We start from the raw sequence: 18,264 nt of genomic DNA on the forward strand, positions 1-18,264 counted from the left end.
TACAACCGCCCGTTTTCCAAAAGGTTTCAGGTGTCCCGATGAGCGTTACCCAGGCCGACATCATCGCTGCGATGTCGAAGGTGATGGATCCCGAGCTTCACGTCGACCTCGTGAAGGCGGGAATGGTGAAGGACGTCCGCGTCTCCGGGGACACCGCGAAACTCAAGATCGAGCTCACCACGCCTGCTTGCCCCATGAAGGGGAAGATCCAGGCGGACTCCGAGGCCGCCCTCAAGGCCGTCCCCGGTCTCAAGTCCTTCGACATCGAGTGGGGCGCCCAGGTCCGCCCGGCCGGCGGTGGCATGCCCGCCGGCGCGCTCCTCCCCAAGGTGAAGAACATCATCCTCGTCGGCGCGGGGAAGGGCGGGGTGGGCAAGTCCACCGTCGCCGTCAACCTCGCCACCGCCCTGGCCCAGCACGGCGCCAAGGTGGGCCTGCTCGACGCCGACTTCTACGGCCCCTCCGTCCCCCTGATGACCGGCCTGGGCGACAAGCGCCCCGTCAGCCCGGACGGGAAGTCGCTCAACCCGCTGGAGGCCCATGGCCTCAAGGTCATGTCCATCGGCTTCCTCGTCGAGGCCGACCAGGCCCTCATCTGGCGCGGCCCCATGCTCCACGGCGCCCTGATGCAGCTCGTCCGGGACGTGAGCTGGGGCGAGCTCGACTACCTGGTCCTCGACCTGCCGCCGGGCACCGGTGACGTGGCGCTCACGCTGTCCCAGTCCGTCCGGGCCGCTGGCGCGGTGCTCGTCACCACGCCGCAGGACGTCGCGCTGGCGGACGTGGTCCGCGCCAAGCAGATGTTCGACAAGGTCCACATCCCCGTGCTGGGCATCGTGGAGAACATGAGCCAGTTCGTCTGCCCGAACTGCTCGCACGTCACGGCCATCTTCAACCACGGCGGGGGCCGCAAGGCCGCGCAGATGTTCGGGATTCCATTCCTCGGCGAAATCCCGCTGGACCTGAAGGTGCGTGAGTCTGGAGACTCCGGCGTTCCGGTGGTCGTGGGTGCGAAGGACAGCCCGGAGGCGAAGGCCTTCCAGGAGGTCGCGCGGAACATCGCGGGGCGCGTGTCCGCCCAGAGCATCAAGAGCGTTCCGCTGCCGGTGATGCAGGCCCGCTAACTATCGAGGAGACATCATGGCCCCGGCCGGCAACGACGACTTCCCGCCCGACCCGCTGCTCGACGATGACGAGCGGCAGGGCCGCGGCAGTGGCTCCAACGGGCCCGCGGGCTTCGTTCCCGAGTTCGTCCGCCGCATGGCCGTGGCCGGCCTGGGCGCCCTCTTCATGACCGAAGAGGGCATCCGCAACCTCGCGGGCCAGCTCAAGCTCCCCAAGGAAGCCCTCGGCTTCATCCTCGGCCAGGCCGAGAAGACCAAGGACGAGGTGACGCGCGCCGTCACCGAGGAGCTCCGCCGCTTCCTCCAGTCCGAGAAGCTCCGCGACGAGTTCCTCAAGCTCATGTCCGGCATGACCGTGGAGATCAAGGCGCAGATCCGCCTCGTTCCCCCCGAGAAGGAGGAGACCCCCTCCGAGCCGGAAGCCCCCGCCGCCGAGCCCACCAAGCCCCGCCGGTCCGCCACGCCCAGCGTGGTCATCTCCGAACTCAACGCGAAGCGCCCCGGCGCCAAGCGCACCAAGAAGGAGTAACGGTGGCGGATACGCCTCCTCCCTCCGAAGCCACGCCGCCCTCGCCGCGCCCCCAGGAACGCAAGAGCGCGCTGGCGAAGCGGCTTCCGCTGCTGCTGCTCGTGGGCGTCGGCCTCTACCTGTGGCAGGTGACCGGCACGCCCGAGCGCGATGTCGCATTCCAGCTCGCGGGCCCCGGCTGGGCCTCCGTGCGCGCCGTGGACCTGCAGATCTCCGACACCGAGGGGAAGCTGCTCAAGCGCGAGGAGCGGTTCTTCCCGTCCGGGCCGCCGCCGGAGCTCTCGTTCAAGGTGGACCTGCCCGAGGGCACCTGGGACGCGGAGCTCTTCGTGAAACGTGAGGGCAGCGACGCCCGTGTGCGACTGGAGACGCCGCTCGTCGTGGGCGAGGACCGTTACATCGTCCGTGAGCTCCAGTTGCCCGCCGCAGTTCGTTGACCGACCTGGAGGCGTGGGCTAAGGCCGCTCGCACGCCGTTCTTCACATCATTTTTTCCGACCCAAGAGGTGCGTACACGCCATGGCAACGGAACACATTGTCGTCGTCGGTGCAGGGCAGATGGGCGCGGGCATCGCGCAGGTGGCACTGGTCGCCGGTCTCCGCGTCACCCTGGCGGATGTCTCCAAGGAAGGGCTCGCCAAGGGCGCTGACCGCATCCGCGCCGGCCTGAAGAAGCTGGTGGAGAAGGGCAAGCTCGACGCCGCCAAGCAGCAGGCCGCCGAGGCCAACCTCGCCACGCTGACGAACGTCACCGAGGCCAAGGACGTGGACTTCGCCGTCGAGGCCGTGACGGAGAACGAGGACCTCAAGCGCCGCATCTTCCAGGACCTGGACGCCGTCGTCCGGCCGGGCGGCATCCTCGCCACCAACACCTCGTCCATCCCCATCACCCGCATCGCCGCGACCACGAAGCGCCCCGAAGCCGTCATCGGCATGCACTTCATGAACCCGGTGCCGGTGATGCAGCTCGTGGAGCTCATCCGCGGCGCCGCCACGTCCGACGAGACGTACAACACCACGCGCGCCCTCGCCGAGAAGATGGGCAAGACGACCGTGGTCTCCAAGGACTACCCGGGCTTCATCGTCAACCGCATCCTCATCCCGATGCTCAACGAGGCCTGCTTCGCCGTCATGGAGGGCCTGGGCTCCGTCGAGGACATCGACACCGCGATGAAGCTGGGCACCAACCAGCCCATGGGCCCGCTGCAGCTCGCGGACTTCATCGGCCTGGACACCGTGCTCTACATCGCCGAGGTGCTCCACAAGGGCCTGGGTGACTCCAAGTACCGCCCCAGCCCGCTGCTGCGGCAGTACGTGGACGCCGGCTGGTACGGCAAGAAGAGCGGCCGCGGCTTCTACAAGTACTAGCCCGCAGCGCGGTTACTCACTTCCACCCCAGGAGCCTCGAACATGGCCTACGAGAACATCCGGCTGGAGCAGGAGGGCGCCATCGCGACCCTCTTCGTCGACCGCCCCAAGGCGCTCAACGCCCTCAACACCAAGACGCTGCAGGAGCTCGAGTCCGCACTGAAGTCCCTGCCCGCGGACGTGCGCGTCCTCATCCTCACCGGCGGCGGCGAGAAGGCCTTCGTCGCCGGCGCCGACATCGCGGAGATGGCCGCGCTCACCGACGCCCAGGCCCAGGAGTTCGGCGCCCTGGGTCACCGGGTCATGGCCTCGCTGGAGGCGCTGCCCATCCCCACCATCGCGGCGGTGAATGGCTTCGCGCTCGGCGGCGGCTCCGAGCTGGCCCTGGCCTGCGACTTCATCTACGCATCCGAGAAGGCCAAGCTCGGCCTGCCGGAAGTTGGTCTGGGTGTCATTCCGGGCTTCGGGGGAACGCAGCGCCTCACCCGCCTGGTGGGCCGCGCCCGCGCCAAGGAGCTCATCTTCACGGGTGAGCGCATCGACGCGGCCAAGGCCAAGGAGTACGGCATCGTGCTGGAGGTCCTCCCCGCGGACGGCCTGCTCGCGCACTGCCGCGCCGTGGCGGAGAAGATGCTCAAGAACAGCCCGCTGGCCATCTCCAAGGCCAAGCAGGTCATCGAGGCCGGCGCGGATCAGGACCTGCGCAAGGCGAACGAAATCGAGCGCCAGGCCTTCGGCGACCTCTTCGGCTCCGCGGATCAGCGCGAGGGCATGAAGGCCTTCCTCGAGAAGCGCCCCGCGACCTTCACCGGGAAGTAACGCGGTGAAGGGGCTGGCGGCTGGGGGACTGTTGACGTGTCTCCTGGCCGCGGCGCCCACGGAGGCCTCGGATGACACCGGGGCTTCGGAGGGACGGGCGCCCCTGCTGGTGTCCTGGAAGCGCTCGCTGTGCCTCTACACGGCCTGCTTCCTGGAGCCGCTCATCCCGGACGTCCGCTACGAGTGGGGACCGGGCGCCAGTGAACACTGGGTGCTGTCTTGGCCCATCCACCCATGGGCGCTGCCTCCCTTGGACATCCCGGGGCCGACGCTGGTGGTCTCGCCGTTCCTGGAGCCGCAGCTCCGGCTTCGGGGCTCGGCCTTCCGGATGCTCGCCGGGGCACGGGTGTATGCGTTTCCCGACGCAGCGCGTTTCGGAGTGTTGGCCGAAGGCGCCGGGTTGTGGGGACAGGACGGCTCGGGCGGCGTGGCGGGGCTCGGAGTGTCCTATGACTTGATCGAGCGGCACCGCGACACCGTGCCGTGGACCGTGTCCGTGGTGGTGCGGCGGGCCTGGACGGGGGAGGGGAACCGGCTGGACGTGAGTCTCGACGTCACGGTGCCCCTGAATATGTTCGTGGGTTCTCCCGGGGAATCCCGGGTCTCAGACGGCCGGACCGTGTCACACCGGTAAACCCTGGCGCGCCTTCCGTGCCCGCGCCGCGTCTTCGCTGTTCCCGAGGGGTGCCCCTCATATTATGGAGGTTCCATGAACTTTGAGTTGACCGACATCCAGCGTGAAATCCAGCGGATGACCCGCGAGTTCGCGGCCAAGGAGCTGATCCCCAACGCCCGCAAGTGGGACGAGCACCACGCCTGGCCGACCGACGCGGTGAAGAAGCTCGCCGAGCTGTCCCTGCTGGGCGTGGCCGTTCCCGAGCAGCACGGCGGCGCCGGGCTCGACAACGTCTGCTACGCCATCGCCATGGAGGAGATCAGCCGCGGCTGCGCCTCCACCGGCGTCATCATGAGCGTGAACAACTCGCTCTACTGCGATCCGATCATGAAGTACGGCACGGACGCGCAGAAGGAGCAGTTCCTGGCGCCGTTCGCCCGGGGCGACAAGCTCGGCTGCTTCGGCCTGACGGAGCCCGAGGCCGGCAGCGACGCCGCCGCGCAGAAGACGGTCGCCGTGCGCAAGGGTGACGAGTACGTCATCAACGGCTCGAAGAACTGGATCACCAACGGCCCCAAGGCCGACGCCATCGTCCTGATGACGATGACCAACCGAGAAGCGGGCCACAAGGGCATCACCGCGTTCATGGTCCCCACGGACACCCCGGGGTTCATCCGCGCCGAGCCCGACAAGAAGATGGGCATCAGCGCCGCCTGGTCCTGCTCCATGTTCTTCGAGGACATGCGCGTGCCGGCCAAGTACATGCTCGGCAAGGAAGGCGAGGGCTTCAAGATCGCCATGAGCACGCTGGACGGTGGCCGCATCGGCATCGCGTCGCAGGCGCTGGGCATCGCGCGCGCGGCGTACGAGGAGGCGGTGCGCTACTCCGGTGAGCGCAAGTCCTTCGGCAAGCCCATCCGCGAGCACCAGGCCATCCAGTTCATGATCGCCGACATGGCCACGGAGATCGACGCGGCCCGGCTGCTCGTGTGGCGCGCGGCGCTCCAGAAGGACAAGGGCGTGCGCCACAGCGCGGAGAGCGCCATGGCCAAGCTGTACGCCAGCGAGATGGCCAGCCGCGTGGCGAACAAGGCCCTCCAGGTGCACGGCGGCATGGGCTACAGCAAGGAGATGGACGTGGAGCGCCACGTGCGCGACGCGCGCATCACCGAAATCTACGAAGGCACGAGCGAGATTCAGCGCATCGTCATCGCCGCCAACCTGCTGAGGGAGTAACCGTCATGACGCGAGCGCTTCTGTCCGCAGTCGTCCTGGCCTCGGCGGTGGCGCTCGCGCAGGGCGCTCCGTCCAAGGCGCCCTCGGGCGGCAAGTCCGCCCCGACGAAGCCGGCCCCCGCCAAGCGCGACGGGCCGGACGTCGAGCGGCTGCCCTTCACCCCGGACTCCATCCGGCAGGTCGTCCAGCACCACCAGGGCCGCATCCAGGAGTGCTACGAAGACCACATGGCGGAGAAGGACCGCACGGTGCAGGGCAAGCTGATGACGACCTTCACCATCGACCCCAACGGGCTGGTGAAGGACGCCCGCGTGGTGAAGAAATCCAGCACGCTCAAGGACCCCAGCCTCCACGACTGCGTGCAGGCCGTCCTGTCGTCCATGACCTTCCCCAAGCCTCCGGATGGCGCGGACCACCCCATCGAGTATCCGTTCAACCTGAAGGCCATCGAGTAGGACAGCCGCCGTGAACTTCGAGCTCACCGAGACGCAGACCCTCATCCGTGACACCGCCCGCAAGTTCGCTCGAGAGCGCGTGGCCCCCCTGGCGCGCACGCTGGACCGCGAGGAGCGCTTCCCCACGGACCTCTTCAAGGAGCTGGGCGAGCTGGGCCTGCTCGGCGTGAATCTGCCGGCCCGCTACGGCGGCTCGGAGGCCGGCGCGGTCTCCTACGCCCTGGCGATGATGGAGATGGCGGCCGCGGACGCCTCCACCTCCGTGGCCATGGCCGTCACCAACATGTGCGGCGAGCTCATCAACGCGTTCGGCACCGACGCGCAGCGCGAGAAGTACGTCACGCGCCTGGCGTCCGGTGAGGCCATCGCGGGCTCCTTCGCGCTGTCCGAGCCCCACGCCGGCTCCGACCCGGGCGCGCTGCGCACCACCGCGGTGCGGCGCGGGGACTCGTGGGTCCTCAACGGCAGCAAGCAGTGGATCACCTCCGGCGCGTACGCTGGGGTGCTGGTCGTCTGGGCCCGCACGTCCGGGTCGGGCAACAAGGGCCTGTCGTGCTTCATCGTCGAGGGTGGGACGAAGGGGCTCATCATCGGCAAGCACGAGGACAAGATGGGCCTGCGCTCCTCGAACACGGTGGGGCTCACCTTCGAGGACTGCGAAATCCCCGCGGAGAACCTGCTGGGCGCGGAAGGGCAGGGCTTCCGGCTGGCCATGGTCGCGCTGGACGGCGGGCGCATTGGCATCGCGGCGCAGGCCTGCGGCGTGGGCCGGGCGGCACTCGAGGCGTCGGTGGCCTACGTGAAGGACCGCAAGGCGTTTGGCCAGGCCATTGGCGAGTTCCAGGGCCCTCGCTTCATGCTCGCGGACATGAAGACGCAGTTGGACGCGGCGGAGCTGCTGACGCTGCGCGCGGCGGTGATGAAGGAGCAGGGACAGCCGTTCTCTCGCGAGGCCTCCATGGCGAAGCTGTTCGCCAGCGAGATGAGCAACCGCGTGGCGGACAAAGGCGTACAGCTCCACGGCGGCTACGGGTACATCGACGAGTTCCCGGTGGAGCGGTACTTCCGCGACGCCCGCGTGCAGACCATCTATGAGGGCACCAGCGAGGTGCAGCGGATGGTGATCGCCCGGGAGAGCTTCAAGCTGCTGGGTTGAGCTTGGAATAACAGGGGCTTGGCCGCCTGTTCGTGCTGCTGGCAGGGGCGCGGCGCTTCATTTCGGGAGGGCTGCGCGCCAGGGCAGGCGTTCTTAACTACGTGCCAGGAACCGGAGTAGGACATCCACCCAACAGCACAGGGGGCACGAGCTCGCTTGACTACCGGAATCACCGGTGTCTAGGGTGCGCGGCTTCCATCAAATCAGGTCCTCAATGAGGAGGACGCACGTCACGGCCCGCTGCTCCCCGCAGGTCGCGACGGTAAAACCACCATCAGGGGGCAGTTGTACCGGTTTCAAAGGACTTCCATTTCATGCAGCAGAACGTGAACCAGCAGGTCGGGATGGACGGCGGCGACGAAGACTTTGCCGCAATGTTCGAGGCCTCGCTCAAGGAGCGCGGTGGTGACGGGATCCTGAAGGAAGGGGAGATCGTCAAGGGCACCGTGGTCCAGGTGACGAAGGACTTCGCGATTGTCGACATCGGATACAAGTCCGAGGGACAGGTCCCGATCTCCGAGTTCACCAATCCTCGCGGTGAGGTCTCGGTTCAGGCCGGTGACCCCGTCGAGGTCCTCCTGGAGAGCCGCGAGAACGACACCGGCATGGTCGTCCTCTCCAAGGAGAAGGCCGACAAGATGCGCATCTGGGACGAGATCAGCGCCGCCTGCGAGCGCGACGAGATCGTCAAGGGCACCATCGTCGGTCGCGTGAAGGGCGGCCTGTCCGTCGACATCGGCGTGAAGGCGTTCCTGCCCGGCTCGCAGGTTGATATCCGCCCCGTGCGGAACCTTGACCAGTACATCTCGAAGGAATTCGAGTTCAAGGTCATCAAGTTCAACAAGAAGCGCGGCAACATCGTCCTCTCCCGCCGCGTGCTCCTCGAGAAGCAGCGCGAGGAGATGAAGAAGGAGACCCTCAAGAACCTCAAGGAGGGTGCCGTCCTCAAGGGCGTGGTCAAGAACCTCACCGACTACGGTGCGTTCATCGACCTGGGCGGTATCGACGGTCTCCTCCACATCACGGACATGTCGTGGGGCCGCATCGGTCACCCGAGCGAGATGTTCAACGTGGGTGACGAGGTTCGCGTCGTCGTCCTCAAGTTCGACCCGACGCAGGAGCGCGTCAGCCTGGGCCTGAAGCAGATCCAGGAGGACCCGTGGCACCGCGCCGACGAGAAGTACCCGGTCGGCACGCGCGTGCGCGGCAAGGTCGTGTCCATCACGGACTACGGCGCGTTCATCGAGATCGAGCAGGGCGTCGAGGGTCTGGTGCACGTGTCCGAGATGTCCTGGACCAAGCGCCTCAAGCACCCGTCCAAGATCCTGGAGGTCGGCCAGGAGGTGGAGGCCGTCGTCCTGGACATCGATCCGAAGGCCAAGCGCATCGCGCTGGGCATGAAGCAGATCGAGCAGAACCCCTGGACGCTGCTCGAGGACAAGTACCCGATCGGCTCCGTCATCAAGGGTCAGATCCGCAACGTCACCGACTTCGGCGTGTTCGTCGGCGTCGAGGAGGGCGTGGACGGCCTGGTGCACGTCTCCGACATCTCCTGGACGGTGCGCATCAAGCACCCGGGCGAGATGTTCAAGAAGGGCGACGAAGTCGAGGCGGTGGTGCTCAACATCGACGTCGAGAACGAGCGCTTCAGCCTGGGCATCAAGCAGCTCCAGCCGGACCCCTGGGAGACGCTGTCCGAGCGCCTGCCTGTTGGCAGCCGCGTGAAGGGCAAGGTCACCAAGGTCACCGACTTCGGCGCGTTCGTGGAGATCGAGCCGGGCATCGAGGGCCTCGTCCACGTCTCCGAGCTGAAGGAGGAGCGTGTCGAGAACCCGCGTGACGTGGTGCAGGAGGCGCAGGATGTCGAGGTGAAGATCATCGACATCAACACCCCGGACCGGAAGGTCGCGCTGTCGATGAAGGCGCTGATCGGCGAGGGCGAGGACTACCGCGAGTACCTCCGCAAGCAGGCGGAAGGCTCGAAGGCGCGCCTCGGCGACGTGATGGCGAGCAAGCTGAAGAAGTAGTCTTCAGTCGCACGCGCCAACACGGCGAGACGGCCGGGTTCCCGAAGGGGGGCCCGGCCGTTGCCGTTTCCAGGTGGAGCCGCTCTGTGCGGGCTCGCGAACGCGGGGTCCGGTTTTGACGGGAATCCCCTGCGAACGCTAAGCAGGACCCTGCGTGCTTCGGGGCCGAGCGCGTGGGGGAGACATTCCATGTGGGTACGTTCTTGGACCTGGGGCCACGGCGCCAGGGTGGCCGGTGCGCTCGCACTGAGCGCGATGCTGGGTTGTTCGAGTGATGACGGCGCGTCATCGAAGCCGCCGGGCACGGCGCGCATCGAGCTGCCCGTCTCGGCGCTGACGGTGGGAGAGGCGGGGACCTTCCGCTGCGTCGCCGAGGATCCGGACGGCGACGCGCTGACCTACGTGTTCGACTGGGGGCGCGCGAAGGCCGATACGGGCATGTCCCAGCGCGTGCCCAGCGGCACGGCCGCGGACGTGACAGCCACCTTCCAAACCGCGGGTGAGTTCTTCGCGGCCCGCTGCCGCGCGGTCGACACGCACGGCCAGGTGGGCGCGTGGTCCCAGTATGTGGGTTTCGCCGTGCAGGCCCCGCCGTCTCCGAACGACGGGAAGCGAGAACTCACACTGGACGTCATGGGGCTGGGGAAGGTGAGGAGCACCCCCTCCGGGATTGATGGCTGCACGGGCACGTGCAGCGCGCGCTTCGACCTGGGGACCCAGGTCTCCCTGGAGGTGGAGCCCGCGGAGGGTTGGCGATTCCTGGGGTGGTTGGGCTGTGGCGCCGATCCGGTCCCCAACGTCCTCCCGCTCGAATTCGATCGGCGCTGCACCGCGAGGTTCGCGCCGAAGGTGGAGGTCGCCTCCGAGTGGCGGCAATCCGGCGCGGTGCTCCCCAGTGACGCGGAATGGGGACCGGGGGGCACGCTGCTCGCCGTGATGGACCGCTCCGACATCCAGGGCGTGGTGCGCGTCTGGAATGTGAGCCAGGGACACCTGGCCCAGGAGATTCGCATGAGAAGCGCGGCCCTCCGCTCGGTGGCCTGGGGCTCGCAGGTTCGCGACCTGGCCGTGGGGCTCGCGGATGGACGCGTGGCCCTGTTCGACCCAGGAATGGAGGCGCCTTACCGGACGTGGAGCGCCCATGACGGCGAGGTGGTGAAGCTGGACTGGTCGCCGGGTGGGAGCGAGCTCGCGACCGTGCACAACATCCCCACGGGCGGCGCGGAGGTGCGGTTCTGGGACGCCGCCACGGGGACGGAGAGCCGGCCGCTGCTGCGCACCACGCGCACCGTCCAACAGCTCCACTGGAGCCCGGACGGCCAGTGGCTCGCGCTGGAGGTGCAGAGCGGCCAGGTGGAGCTCCACACGCTGGACCTCTCGGCGATGCCCCACGTCGAGGAGTACGCGGAGAGCTTCGCCTGGAGCCCGGATGGCGCCCGTTACGCCGTGGGCAGGTACCAGAACGTCCAGGTGTACGCGACGGCGAACCATGCGCTGGAGGCCTCGTGGCCGGGCGCGTGGAGCGTGTCCTCGCGCCTGGACTGGAGCCCGACGAAGGACTGGCTCGTGGTGTCGGACCTGCTCCGCAACCTGGTCGTCCTCGATGTCACGACGGGCGCTGTCGTCACGGATGCCTCCGAGCGCCCGGCGGATCCACTGGATGGGACGGGCTACAGCGCCTTGCGCTTCCACCCCCACGGAGAATCGTTCGTCGCGGTGGAGGGCATTCCGGCCGCGGTCTCCCTCTTCACCGTGGAGGAGCAGGCCCCGCGGGCCCACCGGCGCGAACTGCTGACCCACACGAAGGCCGTGAACGCCGTCGCCTGGTCGCCAGGAGGGCACACCGTGGCGTCAGCGGGAGGCGACGGCAAGGTCCGGCTCTGGAACGCTTCCGGCCAGGCCCAGGCGACGCTGGACGGGCACGACGGCAAGGAAGTGCATTCCCTCGGATGGAACGCTGAAGGCACCTGGCTCGCGACGGGCGGTGCGGACGGACGGGCCATCCTCTGGGATGTCGCGTCCGGCGTCATCGGCAGCGGGCCCTTCTATCTGACGCCGCAGGCTCAGGGGCGGACGCCTCGCATCGACTTCGTCGCCCTCCAAGCGTCTGGCGGCGTGGGCTACCTGGCCGTCGCGGGGCACCATCCCATTCTCACCGGCAGGCTGAGCGGTGTGCAGGTCTGGAACACCCGGACGGGCGCGTCGCTGCTCCACATTCCCGTGACAGACAGCCCGGTCGTGGCGCTCGGATGGAGTGCCTTGGGGCTGGTCATCGTCCATGACGACGCGACCTGGGACGTCTGGAACCCGGAGACGGGGACGCGCCAACGCGTGGAAGGCCCGTGGGAAAGGCTGTCCGCCGCGGCCCTCAGCCCGGATGGGACGCAGGTGGCGTGCAGTGACCGACTGGGCGTGTCCGTCCTGGACCTGGCGACGGGCAACCTCGTCGCGGAGGCGGCGAGCCCCCTCGAGCAGCGGACCCTGGCGTGGAGCCCGGACGGGAAGCGCTTCGCCGGCGGCGGCTGGACGAAGCTCGTCTTCCAGTGGGCGCTGGGTGAGGACCGCGACCTCCCGCGCTCCGTGGTCGGCGCGCATGAAGGCGCCGTCACGGGCGTCTCGTGGCGCCCGGATGGCCAGGCGCTCACCTCGGGTGGAACGGACAGCGCGCTGGTCACCTGGCGCGCTCCATAGAAACCGTCCGACCGGTCGGGCGGGCAGGGGCGTGGCGTCCGAGGCGGCAGGCCTCGTGACTCCGCGCCCTTGCTCGTGCTGGCGCACCGCGTCGTGCGCAGTGGACGCTCACAGTCGTGTGACGAGCAAGGATGCTTGAACTCAGGGAAGTGGCCGGTGATAAGGGCCAGCGTCGCTGTTATCGAAACCCATCCGCACATCCTCATTAGGAGGCAGTTTTCATGGCTCGTGACGTCGTCATCGTGGGCGCGGCCCGTACTCCCATTGGTGCCTTCCAGGGCGCGTTGTCCAAGCTGACGGCGCCGCAGCTCGGCGCGGTGGCCATCAAGGCGGCGCTGGAGCGCGCGGGCGTGAAGCCCGACGCCGTGCAGGAAATCATCATGGGCTGTGTGCTCACCGCCGGCGTGGGCCAGGCGCCCGCCCGCCAGGCCGCCATCTTCGCAGGCCTCCCCGAGACGGTTCCGGCCACCACGCTGAACAAGGTCTGTGGCTCCGGCCTCAAGGCCGTCATCGCGGGCGCCCAGGCCATTGCCCTGGGTGACGCGGACGTCGTCGTCGTGGGCGGCATGGAGTCCATGAGCAACGCGCCCTACATCAGCCACAGCATGCGTGGCGGTGCGCGCATGGGCAACGTGGAGTTCAAGGACGCGATGATCCACGACGGCCTCTGGGACGTGTACGGCAACGTCCACATGGGCCTGTGCGCCGAGGAGTGCGCCACGACGCAGGACATCACCCGCGCGCAGCAGGACGAGTACGCGCTGGAGTCCACGCGCCGCGCCATCCAGTCCCAGAAGGAAGGCCTGTTCCAGGCGGAGATCGTCCCGGTGCAGATCCCCGGCAAGAAGCCGGAGGACGTCGTCACCGTCTCCGACGACGAGGGTCCCCGCAACGCGAAGCCGGACAAGATTCCGGGCCTGAAGCCGGTGTTCAAGAAGGACGGCACGGTGACGGCCGCCAACGCGTCCTCCATCAACGACGGCGCCGCGGCGCTGGTGCTGATGAGCGAGGAGCGGGCGAAGGCCGAGGGCCGCACCATCCTGGGCCGCATCACGGGCCACGCGCAGGCGGCGCGCAAGCCGGTGGAGTTCACCATCGCCCCCACGGACGCCATCAACAAGATGCTGACCAAGAAGGGCGTCAGCGCGGGTGACGTGGACCTCTGGGAGATCAACGAGGCCTTCGCGGTGGTGTCCATCGCGAACAACCGGCTGCTCAAGCTGGACCCGGCCAAGGTGAACGTGCGCGGCGGCGCGGTGGCGCTGGGCCACCCGATTGGCGCGTCCGGCGCGCGCGTGCTGGTGACGCTGCTGCAGACGATGAAGGACCAGGACAAGAAGCGTGGCGTCGCGTCGCTCTGCATTGGCGGCGGCGAGGGCATCGCGCTGATGGTGGAGCGCTGATTCTCCTCTCCCGATAAGGGAGGGGGCGCGGGGTGGGGGCCTTTCACGGGCCTTCACCCCGTTCGCACATGCGGGAGGGCGGATGAACAAGGTCTACGCGAACGCGGACGAGGCGGTCGCCGACATCCCAGACGGCTGCACGCTCATGAGCGGCGGCTTCGGGCTGTGCGGCAACCCGGAGAATCTCATCGAGGCACTTCACCGGAAGAACGTGAAGGACCTCACCATCATCTCCAACAACTGCGGCACCACCGAGCTGGGGCTCGGAATCCTTCTTCAGAACAAGCAGGTGAAGAAGATGGTGTCCAGCTACGTGGGAGAGAACAAGGAGTTCGAACGGCAGTTCCTCTCCGGTGAGCTGGAGGTGGAGCTGACGCCGCAGGGCACGCTGGCCGAGCGCATCCGCGCGGGTGGCTGCGGCATTGGCGGCTTCTTCACCCCCACGGGCGCCGGCACGCAGGTGGCCGAGGGCAAGGAGTCGCGCATCATCGACGGGCGGCTGCACGTGCTGGAGACGCCGCTGAAGGCGGACTTCGCCATTGTCCGCGCGTGGAAGGCGGACCGCTGGGGCAACCTGGTGTTCCGGAAGACGGCGCGGAACTTCTCCCCGATGATGTGCATGGCGGCCAAGGTCACCATCGTCGAGGCGGAGCACATCGTGGAGCCCGGCGAGCTGGACCCCGACCTGGTCCACATCCCGAGCATCTTCGTGAAGCGCATCGTCCAGGCGAAGAACCTCCAGAAGTGGATCGAGCGGCGCACCGTCCGCAAGTCGGCCTGAGGAGCCCATCCATGCCACTCACTCGTGAACAGATCGCGCAGCGCATCGCCCAGGAGCTGAAGGACGGCTTCTACGTCAACCTGGGCATCGGCATGCCCACCCTGGTGGCCAACTACATCCCGAAGGGCATGGACATCGTGCTCCAGTCGGAGAACGGCCTGCTGGGCATCGGCCCCTGGCCGGTGGAGGGCCAGGAGGATCCGGACCTCATCAACGCGGGCAAGGAGACGGTGACGGCGGTGCCCGGCGCCGCGTACTTCGACTCGGCGCTGTCGTTCGGGATGATCCGCGGCGGCCACATCGACATGGCCGTGCTGGGCGCCATGGAGGTCAGCGAAGAGGGCGACCTGGCCAACTGGATGATCCCCGGGAAGATGATCAAGGGCATGGGCGGCGCCATGGACCTGGCCGTCGGCGCCCAGCGTATCTTCGTGGCCATGGAGCACGCCAACAAGGACGGGCAGCCGAAGATCCTCAAGAAGTGCTCGCTGCCGCTGACGGGCCTCAAGTGCATCCACCACATCGTCACGGACCACGCGTACATCGACGTGACGCCGGAGGGGCTCGTCCTGCGCGAGCTGGCCCCGGGCGTGACGGTGGAGCGGGTGCAGCAGCTCACCGAGCCGAAGCTGAAGATCGCCCCCGACGTGCGCGAGATGAAAGTCTGAGCGTGTGCGGTTAAGGTGCACCGCCGCGGGTGACATATTCCTCCCGCGGCGGAGCGCATCCCATGGCAGACACGTCCGACACCTCGACCCCACAGCCCCGCGCGCCGCGACTCGAACACGAGCTGCCGGTGGCGTACCGCAGCGTCTCTGGCTTCGTGACGGACTTCGCCGTGAACCTGTCGAAGGGCGGCCTCTACATCAACACGGACAAGCCGCTGCCCGTGGGCACGGAGGTGCGGCTGCTGGTGACGCTGCCCGGCGTGCACTTCCCGGTGGACCTGACGGGGAGGGTGACGCGCACCAACGCCGTGGGGGCCTCGACGTCCCAGTCCCCGGGGATGGCCGTGGCATTCGTGGACGTTGATGACGAGAAGCGAACGCGTATCGAGGAGTTCGTGGAGCGCCTGCGCTCCGAGCTCCCACCCGAGTAGTGTCTGATGCAGCCGCTCCCTGAACTTCCCGTCCAACTGACGATCGAACGCCTGGGCCAACTGGGCGAAGGCGTGGCCTCCTGGCAGGGGCGCACCGTCTTCGTCCCGGGGACCTTCCCGGGCGACACCGTGCGCGTGCACCTGGAGCTGCAGGGCCGCGTGCTGCGCGGAATCCTGCGGCAGATGGTCTCCCCGGGGCCGGACCGCCGCGAGGAGCCCTGCGTCCATTCGCGCGACTGCGGCGGCTGTGACTGGCTGGGGCTGGCCGAGCCCGCCCAGCGCGCCGCGAAGCAGGAGATTGTCCTCTCCACGCTGGAGCACCTGGGCCGCCTGTCCCGGGACTCGTTCACCGTGCGCCCGCTGCTGGTGGCCCCGCGCGACTGGGGCTATCGCCGACGCGCGGTGCTGCACCCCACGGGCAAGGCCACGCTGGGGTACTTCGGCCGGCGCAGCCATGAGCGCGTGCCCGTGGAGGTCTGCGGCGCGCTCACGCCCGTCCTCACGGCGCTGCCCGGAAAGCTGGCGCCGCTGCTCAAGCCCCTGGCGAAGGACGCCGAGGAAGTGATGCTGCTGGCGGAGGGCGACCAGGCGGCCTTCGCCGTGAATCTCCAGGGGCCGGTGACGCCGCGCCACCTCGAGGCCGCGGAAGCCGCCGTGCGTGCGCTGCGGCTCCAGGGCGCCGTGCTGACGCCGAAGGAGGGTTCGGCCCGGCTCATCGGGAAGCCCGCGCTGCGCTCGTACTCACCGCTGCGGCCGGAAGTCCCCCTGTATCTCCGGCCGGATGCGTTCGCCCAGGCCCACGCCGAGGCCAACGTGGGGCTGGTGACCTCGGCCATCTATGAACTCGGGGCTCACGATTCGGACTCGGTGCTGGAGCTGTACTCGGGCAATGGGAACTTCACGTTCCCGCTGGCCGGGGGCGCCGCCTCCGTGCTCGGCGTGGAGTCGTCTCCTGTGGGCGTGGAGCTGGCCCAGCGGAGCGCCCGCGAGGGTGGGGTGACGAACGTGCGCTTCATCCAGGGAGACGCCCGGAAGGTCTGCGACGGACTGGTGGCCGAACAGCGCCGCTTCGACGTGTGCCTCGCCGACCCGCCCCGCGCCGGTGCTCCGGGACTGGCGAAGTGGATGACGGCGCTCGGCATCCGGCGTGTGGTGTACGTGGCGTGTGACCCGGCCTCCTTGGCTCGGGACGCCGCCGGGCTGGTCGAGGCGGGATACAAGCCCCTGGCCCTCCAGGTGGTCGATATGTTCCCCCAGACGCACCACGTCGAAGCCGTGATGTCCTTCGAACGAGCGGCCTGACGTCCCCGAACCCAGACTGAAAGTGCGTCTTCGCCACTTTGCATGGAGGCCCGTGAGGATGGGTCTTCATGCGTGACTGCATGCGTTCCGCTCGGAGAAGGGCCTTCACGCGCGACGAGCGATTCGAGATTAGTCAGTAAATCGGTATTTTATATAGATTACACGGAGTGTGCCAGGGATACGGGCGACCGCTCGCTGCCCGCCGATGCATTCCCGATTGCACCGGCGCCGTCCCCGGACATGATGGTTGCGTGGACGCCCGTATCGTCGAGTTCGCCGAAGTCCTTCGCCAGAACGGTGTGCGAGTGAGTACGTCCGAGGTCCAGGACGCGCTGCGCGCCACGTCCGAGGTGGGGCTCCAGGACCGGAACCTGTTTCGTTCGGTGCTCCGGACGACTCTGGTCAAACGCGAGCTGGACGTGGACACCTTCAACCGCGCCTTCGAGTTCTACTTCTCGGGCGCGGCCAGGACCTTCGAGGCCCTGGACCAGTCGCTGGCGAAGCAGCTCGAGGAGGAGGGGTACCTGGAGGGCGACCTGCTGAAGATGGTCATCATCCAGATGCACCAGCTCCTGCCGGAGATGTCGCCCCTGGCCCAGGCCGTGTTGATGGGCGACCGGGCCCGGCTGGCGCAGATCTTCCGGCTGGCGTCGTTGCAGCTCGACCTGTCCCGGATGGAGAGCCCGCTCCAGGCCGGCTTCTTCGCGCGGCGCATGCTGGCCGCGGCGGGCGCGGACAAGGCCCGCTCCGACATGAAGTCGCTGGAGGACGAGCTGCGCGCCCGCGGGCTCACCCCCGAAGGCGTGGAGATCGTCTCGCGCCACGTGGCCGCCGCGATGCGGCAGATCGAGGACGCCGCGCGCCAGGAGGTGAAGCGACAGGCCGAGGCCCGCATCCGCCGCCGGGGAGACAGCGCCACGGAGAAGCCGCTGCACCTGCTCACCCAGGCGGAGGTGGACCAGATGGAGTCCGCCGTCCGCACCCTGGCGGACAAGCTGCGCAGCCGGCTCATCCGCAAGCAGCGCTCGCACCGCAAGGGCGCGCTCAACGTGCGCCGCACCCTGCGCCGGAACCTGCCGTGGGGTGGGGTGCCCATGGTGCCCCAGTTCCGCACCCGCCGCCCCGAGCGCCCCGAGCTGGTCGTGCTGTGCGACGTGTCGGATTCCGTGCGGCAGGCCTCGCGCATGATGCTGCTGTTCATGCACACGATGCAGTCGCTCTTCGTCCGGGTGCGCTCCTTCGTCTTCGTCTCCGACGTGGGCGAGGTGACGCAGTACTTCAAGGACCTGGAGGTGGACGCCGCCATCGACATGGCCACGGCCGGCAAGACGGTGTCCCTGAGCGCCAACTCCAACTACGGCCGCGCGTTGGCCGACTTCACCCGGGACCACCTGGGCAGCATCACCCGCCGCACCACCGTCATGGTGATTGGCGACGGCCGCAACAACTACAACGCGAACAACGCCTGGGCGCTCAAGGACCTGCGCCGCAAGGCGAAGCGTCTGCTGTGGATCTGCCCCGAGGAGCGCGGCAACTGGGGCATTGGCGACAGCGAGATGCTCACCTACGAAAAGCACTGCCATCAGGCGGTCGTCGTCACGTCCGTGTCGGACCTGGCGCGCATCGCCGACCAGCTCGTGCCCGCATAGAGGCCAACCC

At 68.2% G+C, this 18,264-nt stretch carries 17 protein-coding genes; all 17 read left to right on the forward strand.

Features of this window, described 5'->3' with window-relative positions; all coding sequences use genetic code 11:
- The first annotated feature begins 38 nt into the window (after positions 1 to 38).
- Positions 39 to 1,124, forward strand: coding sequence for an iron-sulfur cluster carrier protein ApbC (gene apbC / locus A176_RS15075; protein WP_002639607.1), 1,086 nt, complete (start codon positions 39 to 41; stop codon positions 1,122 to 1,124).
- 16 nt (positions 1,125 to 1,140) lie between these two features.
- Positions 1,141 to 1,653 (forward strand): hypothetical protein, encoded by a 513-nt coding sequence (locus A176_RS15080; RefSeq protein WP_002639608.1) that lies wholly within the window; start codon positions 1,141 to 1,143, stop codon positions 1,651 to 1,653.
- 2 nt (positions 1,654 to 1,655) lie between these two features.
- On the forward strand, positions 1,656 to 2,090 hold the full coding sequence (locus A176_RS15085; protein WP_002639609.1) for a hypothetical protein: 435 nt from the start codon (positions 1,656 to 1,658) through the stop codon (positions 2,088 to 2,090).
- A gap of 81 nt (positions 2,091 to 2,171) precedes the next feature.
- Entirely contained in the window at positions 2,172 to 3,020 is an 849-nt protein-coding gene (locus tag A176_RS15090; RefSeq protein ID WP_044889198.1) for a 3-hydroxyacyl-CoA dehydrogenase family protein, read from the forward strand.
- Positions 3,021 to 3,062: 42 nt separating this feature from the next.
- Positions 3,063 to 3,839, forward strand: a complete 777-nt coding sequence (locus A176_RS15095; RefSeq protein ID WP_002639611.1) for an enoyl-CoA hydratase/isomerase family protein — start codon at positions 3,063 to 3,065, stop codon at positions 3,837 to 3,839.
- 31 nt (positions 3,840 to 3,870) lie between these two features.
- Positions 3,871 to 4,473: a hypothetical protein gene (locus tag A176_RS15100; RefSeq protein ID WP_226994324.1), complete on the forward strand. Its 603-nt coding sequence runs from the start codon at positions 3,871 to 3,873 to the stop codon at positions 4,471 to 4,473.
- A gap of 75 nt (positions 4,474 to 4,548) precedes the next feature.
- Positions 4,549 to 5,691, forward strand: a complete 1,143-nt coding sequence (locus A176_RS15105) for an acyl-CoA dehydrogenase (protein ID WP_002639613.1) — start codon at positions 4,549 to 4,551, stop codon at positions 5,689 to 5,691.
- 5 nt (positions 5,692 to 5,696) lie between these two features.
- Positions 5,697 to 6,146: an AgmX/PglI C-terminal domain-containing protein gene (locus A176_RS15110; RefSeq protein ID WP_002639614.1), complete on the forward strand. Its 450-nt coding sequence runs from the start codon at positions 5,697 to 5,699 to the stop codon at positions 6,144 to 6,146.
- Between the two features lie 10 nt (positions 6,147 to 6,156).
- Positions 6,157 to 7,302, forward strand: coding sequence for an acyl-CoA dehydrogenase family protein (locus A176_RS15115; RefSeq protein ID WP_002639615.1), 1,146 nt, complete (start codon positions 6,157 to 6,159; stop codon positions 7,300 to 7,302).
- A 314-nt stretch (positions 7,303 to 7,616) separates the two neighbouring features.
- The gene (locus A176_RS15120; protein ID WP_002639616.1) at positions 7,617 to 9,329 is read left to right on the forward strand and encodes a 30S ribosomal protein S1; all 1,713 of its coding nucleotides are present in this window, start codon (positions 7,617 to 7,619) and stop codon (positions 9,327 to 9,329) included.
- 189 nt (positions 9,330 to 9,518) lie between these two features.
- Complete coding sequence (locus A176_RS15125) at positions 9,519 to 12,020, forward strand: WD40 repeat domain-containing protein (RefSeq protein ID WP_002639617.1); 2,502 nt, start codon at positions 9,519 to 9,521, stop codon at positions 12,018 to 12,020.
- Between the two features lie 221 nt (positions 12,021 to 12,241).
- A complete protein-coding gene (locus A176_RS15130) occupies positions 12,242 to 13,423 on the forward strand; it encodes a thiolase family protein (protein ID WP_002639618.1) in 1,182 nt (393 codons plus the stop codon).
- Between the two features lie 82 nt (positions 13,424 to 13,505).
- On the forward strand, positions 13,506 to 14,204 hold the full coding sequence (locus A176_RS15135) for a CoA transferase subunit A (RefSeq protein ID WP_002639619.1): 699 nt from the start codon (positions 13,506 to 13,508) through the stop codon (positions 14,202 to 14,204).
- An 11-nt stretch (positions 14,205 to 14,215) separates the two neighbouring features.
- Positions 14,216 to 14,872, forward strand: coding sequence for a CoA transferase subunit B (locus tag A176_RS15140; protein ID WP_002639620.1), 657 nt, complete (start codon positions 14,216 to 14,218; stop codon positions 14,870 to 14,872).
- A gap of 62 nt (positions 14,873 to 14,934) precedes the next feature.
- Positions 14,935 to 15,303, forward strand: a complete 369-nt coding sequence (locus tag A176_RS15145; RefSeq protein WP_002639621.1) for a TIGR02266 family protein — start codon at positions 14,935 to 14,937, stop codon at positions 15,301 to 15,303.
- Between the two features lie 6 nt (positions 15,304 to 15,309).
- Positions 15,310 to 16,605: a class I SAM-dependent RNA methyltransferase gene (locus tag A176_RS15150; protein ID WP_002639622.1), complete on the forward strand. Its 1,296-nt coding sequence runs from the start codon at positions 15,310 to 15,312 to the stop codon at positions 16,603 to 16,605.
- Positions 16,606 to 16,856: 251 nt separating this feature from the next.
- Positions 16,857 to 18,254 carry a VWA domain-containing protein gene (locus A176_RS15155; RefSeq protein WP_002639623.1) on the forward strand — a complete coding sequence of 466 codons (1,398 nt, stop codon included), beginning with the start codon at positions 16,857 to 16,859 and terminating at the stop codon, positions 18,252 to 18,254.
- Positions 18,255 to 18,264 lie beyond the last annotated feature (10 nt).

This window comes from Myxococcus hansupus (assembly GCF_000280925.3).
Taxonomy (GTDB): domain Bacteria; phylum Myxococcota; class Myxococcia; order Myxococcales; family Myxococcaceae; genus Myxococcus; species Myxococcus hansupus.

Excerpts from the sequence above, each read along its gene's own strand:
- A176_RS15110 (WP_002639614.1), top strand. The coding sequence starts at position 5,697 with ATGACGCGAGCGCTTCTGTCCGCAGTCGTCCTGGCCTCGGCGGTGGCG.
- A176_RS15135 (WP_002639619.1), top strand. The coding sequence starts at position 13,506 with ATGAACAAGGTCTACGCGAACGCGGACGAGGCGGTCGCCGACATCCCA.
- A176_RS15120 (WP_002639616.1), top strand. The coding sequence starts at position 7,617 with ATGCAGCAGAACGTGAACCAGCAGGTCGGGATGGACGGCGGCGACGAA.
- apbC (WP_002639607.1), top strand. The coding sequence starts at position 39 with ATGAGCGTTACCCAGGCCGACATCATCGCTGCGATGTCGAAGGTGATG.
- A176_RS15105 (WP_002639613.1), top strand. The coding sequence starts at position 4,549 with ATGAACTTTGAGTTGACCGACATCCAGCGTGAAATCCAGCGGATGACC.
- A176_RS15080 (WP_002639608.1), top strand. The coding sequence starts at position 1,141 with ATGGCCCCGGCCGGCAACGACGACTTCCCGCCCGACCCGCTGCTCGAC.
- A176_RS15150 (WP_002639622.1), top strand. The coding sequence starts at position 15,310 with ATGCAGCCGCTCCCTGAACTTCCCGTCCAACTGACGATCGAACGCCTG.
- A176_RS15095 (WP_002639611.1), top strand. The coding sequence starts at position 3,063 with ATGGCCTACGAGAACATCCGGCTGGAGCAGGAGGGCGCCATCGCGACC.
- A176_RS15145 (WP_002639621.1), top strand. The coding sequence starts at position 14,935 with ATGGCAGACACGTCCGACACCTCGACCCCACAGCCCCGCGCGCCGCGA.
- A176_RS15125 (WP_002639617.1), top strand. The coding sequence starts at position 9,519 with ATGTGGGTACGTTCTTGGACCTGGGGCCACGGCGCCAGGGTGGCCGGT.
- A176_RS15130 (WP_002639618.1), top strand. The coding sequence starts at position 12,242 with ATGGCTCGTGACGTCGTCATCGTGGGCGCGGCCCGTACTCCCATTGGT.
- A176_RS15090 (WP_044889198.1), top strand. The coding sequence starts at position 2,172 with ATGGCAACGGAACACATTGTCGTCGTCGGTGCAGGGCAGATGGGCGCG.
- A176_RS15140 (WP_002639620.1), top strand. The coding sequence starts at position 14,216 with ATGCCACTCACTCGTGAACAGATCGCGCAGCGCATCGCCCAGGAGCTG.